Annotated in this window: 12 protein-coding genes; 7 read left to right on the forward strand and 5 right to left on the reverse strand. The window is 65.1% G+C overall.

All coding sequences use genetic code 11. The features are described 5' to 3' along the window. Nucleotides 1-76: 76 nt before the first annotated feature. Nucleotides 77-661, forward strand: a complete 585-nt coding sequence (locus tag C8C98_RS03325; RefSeq protein WP_121453124.1) for a YqiA/YcfP family alpha/beta fold hydrolase — start codon at nt 77-79, stop codon at nt 659-661. 7 nt (nt 662-668) lie between these two features. On the opposite strand, the gene C8C98_RS03330 is transcribed toward C8C98_RS03325, so the two are convergent. After that, entirely contained in the window at nt 669-2,300 is a 1,632-nt protein-coding gene (locus tag C8C98_RS03330) for a PglL family O-oligosaccharyltransferase (RefSeq protein ID WP_121453125.1), read from the reverse strand. Between the two features lie 293 nt (nt 2,301-2,593). Between C8C98_RS03330 and C8C98_RS03335 the strand changes: the two genes are divergently transcribed. From C8C98_RS03335 to mtgA, 4 genes are all read left to right on the forward strand, one after another. Beyond that, nucleotides 2,594-4,675: a ribonuclease catalytic domain-containing protein gene (locus tag C8C98_RS03335; RefSeq protein WP_121453126.1), complete on the forward strand. Its 2,082-nt coding sequence runs from the start codon at nt 2,594-2,596 to the stop codon at nt 4,673-4,675. 2 nt (nt 4,676-4,677) lie between these two features. Further along, nucleotides 4,678-5,532, forward strand: a complete 855-nt coding sequence (locus C8C98_RS03340) for an energy transducer TonB (protein WP_121453127.1) — start codon at nt 4,678-4,680, stop codon at nt 5,530-5,532. Between the two features lie 240 nt (nt 5,533-5,772). Next, complete coding sequence (gene aroE / locus C8C98_RS03345) at nt 5,773-6,621, forward strand: shikimate dehydrogenase (RefSeq protein ID WP_121453128.1); 849 nt, start codon at nt 5,773-5,775, stop codon at nt 6,619-6,621. A 144-nt stretch (nt 6,622-6,765) separates the two neighbouring features. Beyond that, nucleotides 6,766-7,500: a monofunctional biosynthetic peptidoglycan transglycosylase gene (gene mtgA, locus C8C98_RS03350; RefSeq protein WP_121453129.1), complete on the forward strand. Its 735-nt coding sequence runs from the start codon at nt 6,766-6,768 to the stop codon at nt 7,498-7,500. A gap of 28 nt (nt 7,501-7,528) precedes the next feature. Here the strand turns inward: mtgA and C8C98_RS03355 are convergent, their stop codons facing one another. Both C8C98_RS03355 and C8C98_RS03360 read right to left on the reverse strand, forming a co-directional pair. Next, complete coding sequence (locus tag C8C98_RS03355) at nt 7,529-7,864, reverse strand: hypothetical protein (protein ID WP_121453130.1); 336 nt, start codon at nt 7,862-7,864, stop codon at nt 7,529-7,531. 26 nt (nt 7,865-7,890) lie between these two features. Further along, nucleotides 7,891-9,369: a cytochrome P450 gene (locus C8C98_RS03360; RefSeq protein WP_233574434.1), complete on the reverse strand. Its 1,479-nt coding sequence runs from the start codon at nt 9,367-9,369 to the stop codon at nt 7,891-7,893. Nucleotides 9,370-9,612: 243 nt separating this feature from the next. Here C8C98_RS03360 and C8C98_RS03365 point away from each other — a divergent pair, with 243 nt between their 5' ends. Further along, nucleotides 9,613-10,524: a helix-turn-helix domain-containing protein gene (locus C8C98_RS03365; protein ID WP_233574435.1), complete on the forward strand. Its 912-nt coding sequence runs from the start codon at nt 9,613-9,615 to the stop codon at nt 10,522-10,524. Between the two features lie 10 nt (nt 10,525-10,534). On the opposite strand, the gene C8C98_RS03370 is transcribed toward C8C98_RS03365, so the two are convergent. Together C8C98_RS03370 and C8C98_RS03375 are read right to left on the reverse strand one after the other, a co-directional pair. Beyond that, nucleotides 10,535-11,572, reverse strand: a complete 1,038-nt coding sequence (locus C8C98_RS03370) for a cyanophycinase (protein WP_158600132.1) — start codon at nt 11,570-11,572, stop codon at nt 10,535-10,537. Nucleotides 11,573-12,134: 562 nt separating this feature from the next. Then, nucleotides 12,135-12,653, reverse strand: a complete 519-nt coding sequence (locus C8C98_RS03375; RefSeq protein WP_121453132.1) for a DUF3658 domain-containing protein — start codon at nt 12,651-12,653, stop codon at nt 12,135-12,137. Between the two features lie 162 nt (nt 12,654-12,815). Here C8C98_RS03375 and C8C98_RS21485 point away from each other — a divergent pair, with 162 nt between their 5' ends. Beyond that, nucleotides 12,816-13,031: a hypothetical protein gene (locus tag C8C98_RS21485; RefSeq protein WP_147436322.1), complete on the forward strand. Its 216-nt coding sequence runs from the start codon at nt 12,816-12,818 to the stop codon at nt 13,029-13,031. The last annotated feature ends 52 nt before the right edge of the window (nt 13,032-13,083 follow it).

A 13,083-nucleotide genomic window follows, 5' to 3' on the forward strand; every position in this document is an offset into this window, starting at 1 on the left:
CACCTTGTGCTGAACATCTTCTGCCGAAGACCCTGTTCACACCCCACCCCGCCAAAAGCAGTGATTCCCCTGCCCCATGACCACCACCCACCTCCTGTACCTGCACGGCTTTCGTTCTTCACCCGCCTCGGCCAAAGCGCGCCAGATGGCGGCCCATGTCGCCCAGCACCATCCAGCAGTCACCTTTTGGTGCCCCCAGCTGCCGCCATCGCCCCAGGCGGCGATGGCGTTGGTGGTACAGGGCATTGCCCAGTGGCCTCGGGGGGCGATGGGCGTGATCGGATCGTCGCTGGGCGGGTTTTACGCCAGCTGGGTGGCCCAGCATGCGGGCTGCCCCAGTGTGATGCTGAACCCCGCCGTCGACCCGGCCCGGGATCTGGCGCGCTACATCGGCGAGCAGACCACCTGGCAAAACCCCGAGGAGCGGTTTTACTTTCTCCCGGAATACATTGGCGAGTTGCAAGCGCTGGACCTGCGCGGCCAGCCCGCCCGGACGCCCGAGCTGGCCATCATTGCCAAGGGCGACGAGGTGCTGAACTGGCGCGAAATGACAGCCCGCTACCCCCAGGCCGAGCTGTGCCTGCTGGAGGGCGGCGAGCATGCGCTGAGCGACTTTGCAAACCACCTGCCCCGCATCACCCGTTTTCTGGATCTGGCGTAGAACCTGTTCAGGGGGCAGCGCTGGCCTCTGGCTCCCGCTCTTCGGTCATGTCTTCAGCGCCACTGGCTGGCGCCCATCGGGTTTGCCTCGCCAGCCAATGCGCATGGTCTGCCGGGTAGGCAATGCGGTAGCGCCGCACATGGAAGGCCACCTCATCGTCGCGCCCCAGAGCCTGGGCACTGGCAATGAGCTTCTCGACCACCCGGGGTTCGGGCGAAAAATGCAGCAACGCCAGCGCTGCGGCGTGCATCTCAGCGGCGTTGGCCGCCGTCAGCGCATGCGTGGTGAGCCAGGCAAAGCGCACCTGGTCCGGGAACAGGGTGCCCGAAGGCACGGGCACGGCGCGCACATCGCGCAGGGCTGCCGGGCGCTGGTCCGCCGGTTTGTAAAGCTGGCTCACAGTGCGGTACTGGTAGGCCGCCGTGGCCAGCAAGCCGCCCCCCACCAAGCACGCCAGCGCGCCCAGACGCCATAGCCACCCACACAGCCACCGCCGAGCCCAGCCACCGCCGCTGCGCCACAGCAGCAACAGCAGCGCAAACACTGTCGCTACCTGAAAGGGGCCGTACCACAGCGGGTATTCAAGCAGGCTGTGCACCCCCACCAAAGCCAGCAGGCCCCAGGCCAGTTGGCGCACGGGGTCAGTCTCGCGCCAGGGGCGGGCGCGGACTACCACTGCAGCGGCGCCCACGCACAGCAGCAGTGCGGCGGGCAGGCCCAGTTCCACGGCCAGGTGCAGGGGCAGGTTGTGGGCGTTGTCCAGCAGCAGGCAAAAGCGCTCACCCGGGAACAGCGTCATGTAGTGCGCATAGCCCATCTCGCCCCAGCCCCACCCCGTCCAGGGCTTGAGCGAAATCAGGTGCAGCATGTTGGACCACATCACCTGGCGGCTGGAGCACTGACGCCCATCGCCTGCCAAGCGGGCAAACAGCCCCTCGCCCTGCACCCCGGTCAGGTGCAGCAGCACCTGAGGCAAGGCCCAGGCCGCCAGCACATAGACCGCCAGGCCCAGCAGCGCCACGGGCAAGGCGCGCCTGGCGGGCGTGCCGCGCCAAAGGCACAGCAAGACCACCATCACGCCCCACTGCAAAGCCCCGGTGCGCGATACCGTGGCTGCCGATGCCAAGGCCAGCAGCGGCAGCAGAGCGGCCAGAGACACGCCCAGCCAACGCCCCGCGCCACGCTCGGCGCGGTGCCAGTGCCGTGCCGCCTGTGCCATGCGCACCCACAGCCACAGCAGCGCCCACACGCCCATGGCCATCAGGGTGGCCTGCTGGTTGCGCTGGCGCAGGTTGCCCACCGCCTGCCCCGGGCTGGAAGGGTGGATCCACGGCGATCCCCAGGGCTCTGCACCCAGGTACTGCAGCAAGCCCACCACGCCCCCCACCACCGCCGCCAGCAGCAGGCCCCAGGCCAAGACCATGGCGGCTTGTCGGTAAAGGCGGCGGCCCTGCGCACGGGTCTGCACCTGCCCCCCCCGCGCCAGCGCACCTGCCGCCAGCACTGCGCCGCAACACCAGGCAAACACCAGCGGCCAGAAATTGGGCGACGGCGGTGCCGTCACCGCGAACAAAAACGGCAGAGCCACAGACAGCACGGACAGCACGGCCCAGGGCATTGCAAAAGCAGAGAACGGCATCGGCAAGGGTTCGCGAAATGGGCAGGGAACGCGCGCAGGGTGCGCGACAGAGGGGGCTACGACCCCAAAGACAGGGCAAAGGGTGGGGATGATAGTGGCGATCCGTGCACTACGCACAAAATGGGCATCCAGCGCTTTTCAGACAAGCGCAAGCAGCTATCAAATAAATAGCATCAACCACACCAACATACCCGAGAGAGTGAGACAGGGAACGCCCACCGCCGCGCGGCCAAAAAACAACCTTGCAGCCAACGGTAACCAGCACCCCTGATCGCCCATGGGAGAATCCCCGGATGCATGCACTGTTTGAAGAAGCCGGCAAATTCATGGCCGGTCGTATCCTGTCCGAAGCCGATACATCCGCCCAGGTCGAGCTCGATTCGGGCAAACGGGTCAAGGTCAAGGCCGCCAACATCCTTTTGCGATTTGAAAAGCCCGCCCCCTCCGAGCTGATCGCCCAGGCGCAGGCCGTGGCCGAGAGCATCGAGCTGGACCTGGCCTGGGAATTTGCGCCCGAGGACGACTTCGGCTTTGCCGACCTCGCCCGCGACTATTTTTCGGACAACGCCACCCTGGCCCAGCAGGCGGGCGCGCTGTTTCGCCTGTACGACGCGCCCCACTACTTCCGCCGCGCGGGCAAGGGCCGGTTCAAGAAAGCCCCCGCCGAAATCCTGCAGCAGGCCCTGGCCGCCATCGAGAAGAAAAAAGCCCTCCTGGCACAGATTGACGAATGGGCCGCCGCCCTGGGCCGGGGCGAATGCCCACAACCCATCCGCGAGCAGCTCTACAAAATTCTGTTCAAGCCCGACAAGAACGCGCCCGAGTACAAGGCCGTGGTCGAGGCCAGCCGCGCCACGCACACCGCGCCGCTCGATCTGCTGCAAAAAGCCGGCGCCATCGATTCCAGCTACCAGTTCCACTGGAAGCGCTTTTTGTTCGAGAACTTTCCCAAGGGCACGGGCTTTCCGGCCGTCACGGCACCAGTCATTGCAGACGAGCTGCCGCTGTCCACCGCGCAGGCCTACTCCATTGACGACTCGCAGACCACCGAAATCGACGATGCGTTGTCGGTGCAGGGTCTGGGCACTGGCACCGTGGTGCTGGGTATCCACATCGCCGCACCCGGCTTGGCCATCCAGCCGGGCAGCGCCATCGACCAGCTCGGCCGTGCGCGTCTGTCCACCGTGTACATGCCGGGCTACAAGATCACCATGCTGCCGGATGACGTGGTGCAGACCTACACGCTGGACGAAGGCCGCGCCAACCCGGCCGTGTCGCTCTACGTCACCATTGACGAGGCGACGCTGGAGTTCAAGGGCTCTGAGACCAAGCTCGAACGCGTGCACGTGGCCGCCAACCTGCGCCACGACCAGCTCGACAGCGTGGTGACGGAAGAATGGCTCAGCAACCCCGCTTTTGAGCACCAAAATGCCCCCCAGCGCTTATCTGATCTGCGTGGGCAGCTATCATTTTTATACCGCCTGGCCAAAGAGCTGAAAGCCCGCCGCGAAGTGGTGCGCGGCAAGCCCGAGAACTTCAACCGGCCGGACTACAACTTCCGCCTGGTCGGCAACAACGGCGCGGAGCCCCAAGGCCACGAGCAGGTGCAGATCAGCGTGCGCCAGCGCGGCGCGCCACTCGATTTGATCGTGGCCGAGGCCATGATCGTGGCCAACAGCACCTGGGGCAGCTGGATGGCCGAGCTGGGCGTGCCCGGCATTTACCGCAGCCAGGCCAGCATGGCGCCCGGCGTGAAGGTGCGCATGGGCACCAAGGCACTGCCGCACGCGGGCATTGGCGTCAAAGCGTATTCGTGGGCCACATCGCCCCTGCGCCGCTACACCGACTTGGTCAACCAGTGGCAAATCATTGCCTGTGCCCGCCACGGCGCCACGGCGGCGCTGGCTGCGCCGTTCAAGCCCAAAGATGCCGATCTGTTCTCCATCATCAGTAGCTTTGACGGCGCCTACAGCGCCTACAACGGCTACCAGGCAGGCATGGAACGCTTCTGGACGCTGAAATACGTGGAGCAAAACGGCATCACCGAGCTGAACGCCACCGTCTTCAAGGAAGGCCCCGGCGGCAGCTTTTTGGTGCGCGCCGACGACATCCCGCTGGTCTTCCCGGTGCTGGGCGCGCAGAACCTGCCACGCGGCGCGCGCCTGAAAGTCAAGCTGGGCGAGGTGGACGAGATCACGCTGGACCTGCACGGCACCGTGCTGGAGCGGCTGGACGACCCCGCCGATGCCAGCGATGATGCGCCCCTGGAAGACGACGGAGACGACGAAGCCGTGGCAGGCCCGATTGCCATTGCCGTGGACGTCAATGAGGCAGACACACCCACCAACGCCAACGCCGATAACCCAACGCCGTGACCATGCGCTCGCTCTTTCGCTCCTTCAGCACGCTGCAGATTGCACTGGGCGTGTCGGTGGCCGTGCACGCGGCCCTCATCTCTGTGCGCTTCATCGACCCCGAGGGCTTCAATCGCGTGTTCCAAGACACGCCGCTCGAAGTCATCCTGGTCAACGCCAAGTCCAACGAACGGCCTGAAAAAGCCCAGGCCATCGCCCAGTCCAACCTGGCCGGTGGCGGTGACGCCGCCCAGGGCCGAGCCACCAGCCCCCTGCCCTACTCGGCCCTGACGGCGGTGGGCGACGACTTTGAAGAGATGCAGCGCAAGATGGACGCAATGCAAGAGCAGCAAACCCAGCTGCTCACGCAAATGCGCAAGCAGCTGGCCACCATGCCCGAGCCCGACCCGCGCAAGCAAAGCGACAGCGGCGAGCAGATGTCGCAAGAAGAAAAACGCCGCCAGCTCGTCAAGCTGCTGGCCGAGATTGAAAAGCGCATCAACGAAGAAAACTCGCGCCCCAAAAAGCGCTACATCAGCCCCGCCACCCGCGAAGAGGCCTACGCCATCTACTACGACGCGCTGCGCCGCAAGGTGGAAGACAAGGGCACCGAGAACTTCCCTGAACAGGGCGGTAAAAAACTCTACGGCGAACTGATCATGATCGTCACCGTCAACCACGACGGGCGCGTGCTCTCCACCGAGGTGGTGCAAGGCTCGGGCAAGGGCGCACTGGACCGCCGCGCCGAAGCCATTGCCCGCGCCGCCGCGCCGTTTGGCCACTTCACCCCCGAAATGCGCGCCAAGGCCGACCAGGTGGCCATGGTCGCCCGCTTCAAGTTCACCCGCGACCAGACGCTGGAGACGAGCGTGAGGTAGCTTCTGATACCCAAATGCATTCAAAAATATCTAACCGTTCACGCTGAGCTTGTCGAAGCGCGGCGCAAGGCTTCGACAAGCTCAGCCCGAACGGTTGGGGTGGAGATGAACTGAACGCGAATCCGTCTGAGCCGCCAGCCCCTGGCAAAGCCCGTTACCCGCTACCCGTTACCCGTTACCCGTTACCCGCGGCGGCCCCCGCCCCAAGGCCGCCCCCTGCATGCAGCCCTTGTTGTTCCCATGACCTCTTCGCCTTCCCCCGCCGACCTGTACTGCGTGATGGGCAACCCCGTCGCCCACAGCCGCTCGCCCGCTATCCACGCCCGCTTTGCCGAACTGACCGGCCAACCTGTGCACTATGAGCGCCGCCTGATACCGCTGGGCGGCTTTGCGCAAGGCGTGCGCGATTTCTTGGCCGAGGGCGGGCGAGGCTGCAACATCACCGTGCCCTTCAAGTTTGAAGCCCCGGCCCTGGCCGCTGTGTGCAGCGAACGCGTGCACCTGGCAGGCGCGGCCAACACCCTCAACTTTCAGGTCGACGGCAGCATCCACGCCGACAACACCGACGGCCTGGGCCTGGTGGCAGACATCACCCGCAACGCAGGCGTAGGCCTGAAAGGTGCCCGCGTGCTGCTGGTGGGCGCGGGCGGCGCCGCCGCCGGCGTGCTGGGGCCCCTGCTGCACGCTGGGGCACGCCACATCACCATTGCCAACCGCACCGTGGCCAAGGCCGAGGCGCTGGTGGCATCGCACAGCGCCCTGGCAGCGCTACAAAAAGCAGAGCTGCTTGCGCTTACTCCACAAGCGTTAGAGGGCAATTTTGATGTCATCATCAACGCCACCGCCAGCAGCCTGAGCGGCGAAGCCGTGCCCATACCCGCCAGCGTATTGCGCCCTGGCAGCCTGGCCTACGACATGATGTACGGCCCCGCAGCACAAGGCTTTATGGACTGGGCCAGCGCCCACGGCGCCGTGCCGCGCGACGGCCTGGGCATGCTGGTGGAGCAAGCCGCCGAGGCCTTCGCCATTTGGCGCGGTGTGCGCCCACCCTCCGCCCAGGTGCTGGAAGAGATGCGCCAGACCGCCTGAGTCATGAGTCGCCATGAACTTGCATGAACTGGATAGGCCGTTCGGGCTGAGCCTGCCCGAGCCTTGCGCGGCGCTTCGACCAGCTCCGCGTGAACGGTTCAAGGAAAGCCATCAGCAGCGCCCCACCTTTGGAGCCATGCAACCATGAAGACACTGGCCCGCTGGCTGGGCCTGGTGCTGATCGCACTGGTGAGCCTGCAACTGTTTTTTGTGCTGCGCATCGCCGCCATGGCGGTGGTCAACCCCGAGTCCACGACCTTCGAGCGGTCCGAAGCCTGGACGCTGCTGACCAGCCAAGGCAGCATCCCCTGGCGCCAGCAGTGGGTGCCCTACGCCAAGATTTCCGACCACCTCAAGCGCGCCGTCATTGCCTCGGAAGACGATGGCTTTGTGAACCACGAAGGCGTGGACTGGGCCGCCATCGAAAAAGCCTGGGAGCGCAACGCCAAGGCCGAAGCCCAGGTGGCCAAAGCCCAAAACCGCACCCCCGACCGCCCCGTGCGCGCCCCCAAAATCCGTGGCGGCTCCACCATCACCCAGCAGTTGGCCAAAAACCTGCTGCTGTCGGGCGAGCGCACCCTGCTGCGCAAAGGCCAGGAGTTTGTGCTGACCCTGCTGCTGGAGCAGCTGCTGAGCAAAGAGCGCATCCTCGAGATCTACCTGAACAACGTGGAATGGGGCGAAGGCGTGTTCGGCGCCGAGGCCGCTGCGCAGCACTACTTTCGCAAAAGCGCCGCCCAGCTCACCCCCACCGAAGCCGCCCGGCTGGCCGTGATGCTGCCCGCGCCCAAGCGGTTTGAGAAAACGCCCGGCTCGGCCTACCTGGCAGGGCGCACGCGGACGATTCTGGGGCGCATGGGGAGTGCGGAGCTGCCGTAGAACCTTGTCCGAGGTAGCCCTGCATCGCTCAGCCGACCACCCCAGGCCGAGGTTTCAGGCCATGATAGAAAGCCCACGCCGCGCCCACGTAGACGCACGGATAGGCAGCCACCCAGCCCAGTACCACCCCAAAGGCAGACAAGGGCTCACTTGAGCCCCACACAGCCTGCGCCAGCACAAAGCCCAGCCTGAGGGTACAGCCCAACAAAGCCAGGTAGGCAATGCCGCAGGCCATCACCCACCAGCCGCGCCGCTGTGGGCAAAAGTGGAGTTCCGCCAGCCAAAGCTGTTTGGGGATTTGGTACAGCTTCGGCAAGGCAAGTACCAAGACCAGCGGGAAGATCAACGCAGGCAATACCAACATAAGCCTTGACTATGCGCCACCCAAGGTCAGCCCCTGCGCTCTAGCCACACCGACACCCGCTCCTCAGGCCGCAGCGTCACGTTCAAGCGGGGCGCGCAAGCCGGTGCGGCATCAGGCCAGCGCACGGTGTAACGCTGCAGCAGCATGGCCGCCAGCAGCGTCATCTCCAGCATCGCAAAGTGCTGGCCAATGCACACGCGCGGCCCCAGACCGAAGGGAATCCAAGCGCCCTTGGGGATGGGCGGCGCACCCTCCAGAAAGCGCGCGGGCTGGAACTGCTCGGGCTGCGCAAACCAGCGCGCATCGCGGTGCAGCACCCAGGGGGTGATGCGCAGCATGGCCCCCTGCGGTACCGAGACCCCGCCCAGAGTGATGGGCGCGGTGGTGCGGCGGTTCATCAGCGCAGCAATGGGCGGGTACAGGCGCAAGGCCTCCTTGAGTGTGGCGCCCAGCCAGGGCAATTGGGCCATGTGCTCTGGGCCGGGCACACCGCCTTGCAGCACCGCGTCCACCTCAGCCCGGGCGCGCTCGGCAGCTTCAGGGTGCTGGGCCATCAGCGTCGTCCACCACAGTAAGGTGGTGGCGCTGGTCTCATGCCCCGCCTGAAAGGTGACCAGGCACTGGTCCAGCACTTCTTGGGGTGACAAGGCCTCGCCCGTGCCTTCGTCGCGCAGGGCCAGCAGCATGTGCAGCAGGTCGGTGCGCTCGGGCTTACCCGAGGCCCCGTCGGCCACAGGGGCTTCGCTCTGGCGGGCGTCAATGTGCCGCTGCACCAGCCCCTTCAGCGCCCGCAGGGCTCGGCGCTTGTCGGCCTTGCCCGGCAGGGGCAGCCAGTCGGGCAATGTGAAGGGCATGAACATTTCCCGGAACGCGCCCTGCGACAGCGTCTGCGTGGCCCAGGCGGCATCGCGTGCATCGGCCTGGGCCGATTCGCTGAACAGCGTGCGCAAGATCACGTCCATGGCGACATCCGTCCACAGCGCATCCACCGGCACCAGCGCGCGCTGCTGGCCCGCAGGCACGGCAGCGTCGAGTGCACGGCGGGCGGCATCGGTCATCAGCTGTGCGTAGCCTGCCACGCGCTTGGGGGTGAAGGCGGGCATGAGCATGCGGCGCTGGCGCTGCCAGACGGCGCCCTCGGTCACCAGCACGCTTTGGCCAAACACCTGTTCAAACACCTCCATGCCACGCTCCCAACGGATCAAATGGTCGGCATGGGTGATGAGCGCCTCGCGCACCAGGTCGGGGTGCATCAGGTCCCAGGCGTCTTCGTAGCCCAGGCGCATGCGGGTCAGGTCGCCATGCTGCTGGTGCAAGCGGGTGACAAAGCCCAGATAGTCGGCATGCATGTCACGCAGCAGGGGCAGGCCCCACCAAGCGCTGCGCGGGCCGCTGGGCGACAACGGGCGGGGGGCCGTAGGGTGGTCTGCCATCGGCGCCACAGCGACGGCAGGGGGCGTCAGGACCATCGGGTCGGCGTGCGAAGTTTGTGCGGCAGTGTTCATGCCCCGCATGGTGTGCCACCCAGCGCAGCGCGTATTGAACGAACACGACACCTGAGGCGAGGGATCCTCTGCACGAATCGCGCTGGCCAAGTGTGCGCTGCGGATCGGGATGGGATGCAAGGCGCAAAACGCAGCAATAGCCGCCGCTATTGCGAGTATTTGCAACACCGCAGACCGCCCGAGACCGCAGATGCACACGGCGCGGCGATTTGTGCAGAGGATCCCTGGGTACACTGCGCGGCCATGGCGACCTTGGCACCTTTAACCGCAGACCATCCACCTGGGCTGATTCCCTCAGGCCAGCTCTGGCTGCCCCGGGCCTCGCTCACCTCTTGCCTGCGCGCGGCCATGGTGCGCAGCACCGTGGGGTATGAGCTCACCGACGCGCAGCGGCTCAACCACTTCCCGGCATCGCCCCTGTGCAGCCTGAGCTGGTGGTTTGAGGGTCAAGGCGAGACGCTGGTCCCGCGCACCCCAGGCACGGTGGCCACACTGGGCTGCGAGCACGTCCCGTTGCCCGGCCGCTGGGTGCTCAGCGGCCCGCAAACAGCGCCCAGCACCAGCTGGTGCGCAGGCCCCACCGAAGGCATGATGGTGTTGCTTCTGCCCGATGCCCTGCACCAGCTGACAGGGCTGGAGCCCGAAGCCCTGACCAACCGCTTTGTCGATGCCCAGGCCGCATTGCCGCCCGACTGGCACCCCCTACTGCAGGCCGTGCAATCGCAGCCCGACAGCGCCAGCCGCCTGGCTTGCCTGGAAGACTTTCTGGAGCCCCGCTGGCAGGCGTGCCGCCCCACCACCCTGCACAGCGCACACCGCTACACCGACTGGGCCAACCACCTGGCCCAACGCGCGGCACTGTCCGCCCCCGGCCGCAGCCTGCGCCAACTGGAGCGGCGCATCAAGCGCTGGGCGGGCCTCCCCCTGCGGGAGCTGCGCGGCATGGGCAAATCAGAGCAGGCTTTTTTTGATGCACTGACCGCCCATGTCGGCCAAGGCACCGTGCCATGGGCCGAGGTGGCCGTGGGAGCAGGCTATGCCGACCAGTCCCACCTGTGCCGGGTCACCCGCCGCATCACAGGCTTCACGCCCCAGGCGCTGTATGACGGCATCCTGCGTGAAGAGGCGTTCTGGGCTTATCGGATCTGGGGGTAATGCCCCAGGTTCATGGAATGTGCATTTCCTGGAACGTCACCCTGCGCCGCTGCGGGTCGAACAAGCCCCCCTCGGGCAGCACATGCATGCGGATGTCTGCTGCCTTTGCCATGGGGCCATCGTCGTCCACGATCTGGGCACGGCGGGCGTCAAACAGTTTGACGTAGTAGTTGCCCAGCACCTCCCAAATACCATCCGGCCGCACCAGCAAAGCCGTTTCCTCGTCAATGCCCACACCGATGAGCTGGGGGTGGTCCAGCACCGCGCTGATGAGCCGGTTGTAGCGGGCGCGGTGCATGAAATGCTGGTCCACGATGGCCCCTTTGAAGAAGCCAAACCCAGGGGCCAGCTCCTTCATGCCACGGGCAATGTTGATCTGCTCCTCTTCTTCAGAGTTGCGCGGCGTGCGCCATTTGCCCGTCAACATCAGGCGGCTCATCACCGAGGCCCCGGCAGACGTACCGCCCACCACCGCGCCCGCCAGGTAGCGCGCCTCCACCGCCTGCAAGGCACGCGTGCCCACCAGCAGGCCAGACAGGCGCGACTGGTCGCCGCCTGAAAACCAGAAGCCGGTGAAGCCTTCGAGCGTCTGCACTACCGCCGCACTGTTGGCCTCGCCGGGGCGAAAGTCCACCACCTGCGCCTCGGCCCCCAAGTGCGCAAAATCGCGGGCCACCTCCTGCGCCTCTTCGTCCGACTTGGAACTGGCCATGGGCAGCACGGCAATGCGTGCGTTGTCCGCCCCGGCCAACGCCACAAACCGCTTTTGCACACTGACCGGGGTTTCCCCGCCGCCCACGATCAGCAGATGCCCCTGCGGGCGCATGAACAGCCGCATCACAGCAGAGAGACGGCTGGGGTTGGGCGCACCTGCCTGCGAGGCAGGCTGAGGCTGCGGTGCAAGCGGCCCTATCAGCATGGTTTGCGCCGTGGGCAACGCAGGATTGGCAGAGCTGGCAGGCTCTGCCGCCGCAGCCTTGGGCGGCACTGGGCCAAAGACGCCGCCCGGAGCAGGCTGCGTCTGGGCTTGGGTGTCGGGGTGGGGCATGCCCACCATCACCACCAAAGCACCCGCAAGCCAAAAACCCCGGATGCATCCAGAACCCCGCAAGCACCCACGCAGCAATGACTTGGCGTACTGAAACATGGATCGATGAGAAAAAAGGAAAGGGCGACTGCCTGCGCCGATGACACGAGCAGGGCTGAAGTGCGTGCCTCAAGGGTCAAGGCGCACGCCGCAAAGCAAATCAGCGGGCGGATTCTATGCAACAGCGCAGCGCAGCGGAGTATGTCTGCAGGGCTGGGGAAGACCACCTGACCTGCGAGCAGGCAACACGCCGCGCCACTGCCAGTTTTGATTCACCACTTGCGACGAGATGATCGACCATCATGACCAACCGGGCTCTTTCCACACCGCACTACATCGATCACTCTTCCAGCTTTACAGCAGTCGCTTGTATGGTGTAGCGACGGGTGACGCAGATGCTTGTGGCACCACGGGACTCTTACGATCCCACTACAGATGCCGGATATACGACTGCAGGCGCTCAACCCTCTGGTTCTCAATCGGTCAGGCTTTTGCTGTTGTGGGGGAGTGCATAAACGAGGGGTTAGGCATCACTGCTCTCGACTTGGCGCAGTCGCACCTCGCTGAAGCGCATGTAGCCCAGATTTCCCTGTGACTCCAGCAGACCCTCGCTAACAAGGAATGCAACTCTGGTAGCGAAGTAGCCATCCGCGATCTCCGGGAACCGCTCCGAATGGTGCAGCATAACCGCGCCTACTACGCGAGCCACTTTTCTCCACGAGGCAATGCACTCAGCGAGGAGCGCTGCATCGATTTCTTGCACTTGTGAGGGCGAGAGGCGGTCCACAGCGTCTTGCTCATTCTGATCTAGCTCGGTGTCGTAGGGCCCCTGAGGCCCCTCTGTATCTAGATCGGGGTACTCGCGCACCAATGGTGCTCTCAAGTCGCAAAGGATGGAGGTGGTCAGGTGCGAATAAGCGCGGACAAGGGCTTCACGCTCGGGCCCTTTCGGCAACTGCCAGAGCACCGACTCTGATTCAGCCAAGACCGCAAGTGCACGTTCATAGACCTGATAGAGACCTTCTGCATCTTCCCGCTTCATTCATGCCTCCCGCAAATCAAGATGCCTAACTTTTGAATTCAGCGGACCAGCCAGCACAGGTCCGCTGCAATGATGGGATGAACTCCCCGTTTGTTTGCGTGAGATTAGCGCACTGGAATTCATGGGCGTGGGGACAAGGAGTTCAAACCAAAGGCGTCCGACATGCATGCTAATACCGTGGCCGTCGACTTGGCTAAATCCGTCAACCAGATCGCCATCGCCGACGAACACTGGCACATCCTAGAAACCCAGCGCCTTACGCGCACCCCATTCGAGCTGGGTGCAGCGCAAAAAGACCGATGCCACTGTTGCGGCAACCTTGCTCGAAGCAAGCACAGCACCATCATGTCAGCACGGATCGCGACTGAATCCACATAAGATGCCGGATTTACGACTGCCGATCTTCTGCCCTCTGGTCACCAATCGATCA

It is taken from the genome of Acidovorax sp. 106 (assembly GCF_003663825.1).
In the GTDB taxonomy this organism is placed as follows: domain Bacteria; phylum Pseudomonadota; class Gammaproteobacteria; order Burkholderiales; family Burkholderiaceae_C; genus Acidovorax.

Bases quoted from the DNA above. Each gene is read 5' to 3' on its own strand.
- C8C98_RS03340 (WP_121453127.1), top strand. From the start codon at position 4,678: ATGCGCTCGCTCTTTCGCTCCTTCAGCACGCTGCAGATTGCACTGGGC.
- C8C98_RS03355 (WP_121453130.1), bottom strand. From the start codon at position 7,864: ATGTTGGTATTGCCTGCGTTGATCTTCCCGCTGGTCTTGGTACTTGCC.
- C8C98_RS03360 (WP_233574434.1), bottom strand. From the start codon at position 9,369: ATGAACACTGCCGCACAAACTTCGCACGCCGACCCGATGGTCCTGACG.
- aroE (WP_121453128.1), top strand. From the start codon at position 5,773: ATGACCTCTTCGCCTTCCCCCGCCGACCTGTACTGCGTGATGGGCAAC.
- C8C98_RS03335 (WP_121453126.1), top strand. From the start codon at position 2,594: ATGCATGCACTGTTTGAAGAAGCCGGCAAATTCATGGCCGGTCGTATC.
- C8C98_RS03325 (WP_121453124.1), top strand. From the start codon at position 77: ATGACCACCACCCACCTCCTGTACCTGCACGGCTTTCGTTCTTCACCC.
- C8C98_RS03330 (WP_121453125.1), bottom strand. From the start codon at position 2,300: ATGCCGTTCTCTGCTTTTGCAATGCCCTGGGCCGTGCTGTCCGTGCTG.
- C8C98_RS03365 (WP_233574435.1), top strand. From the start codon at position 9,613: ATGGCGACCTTGGCACCTTTAACCGCAGACCATCCACCTGGGCTGATT.
- C8C98_RS21485 (WP_147436322.1), top strand. From the start codon at position 12,816: ATGCATGCTAATACCGTGGCCGTCGACTTGGCTAAATCCGTCAACCAG.
- C8C98_RS03375 (WP_121453132.1), bottom strand. From the start codon at position 12,653: ATGAAGCGGGAAGATGCAGAAGGTCTCTATCAGGTCTATGAACGTGCA.
- mtgA (WP_121453129.1), top strand. From the start codon at position 6,766: ATGAAGACACTGGCCCGCTGGCTGGGCCTGGTGCTGATCGCACTGGTG.
- C8C98_RS03370 (WP_158600132.1), bottom strand. From the start codon at position 11,572: ATGCCCCACCCCGACACCCAAGCCCAGACGCAGCCTGCTCCGGGCGGC.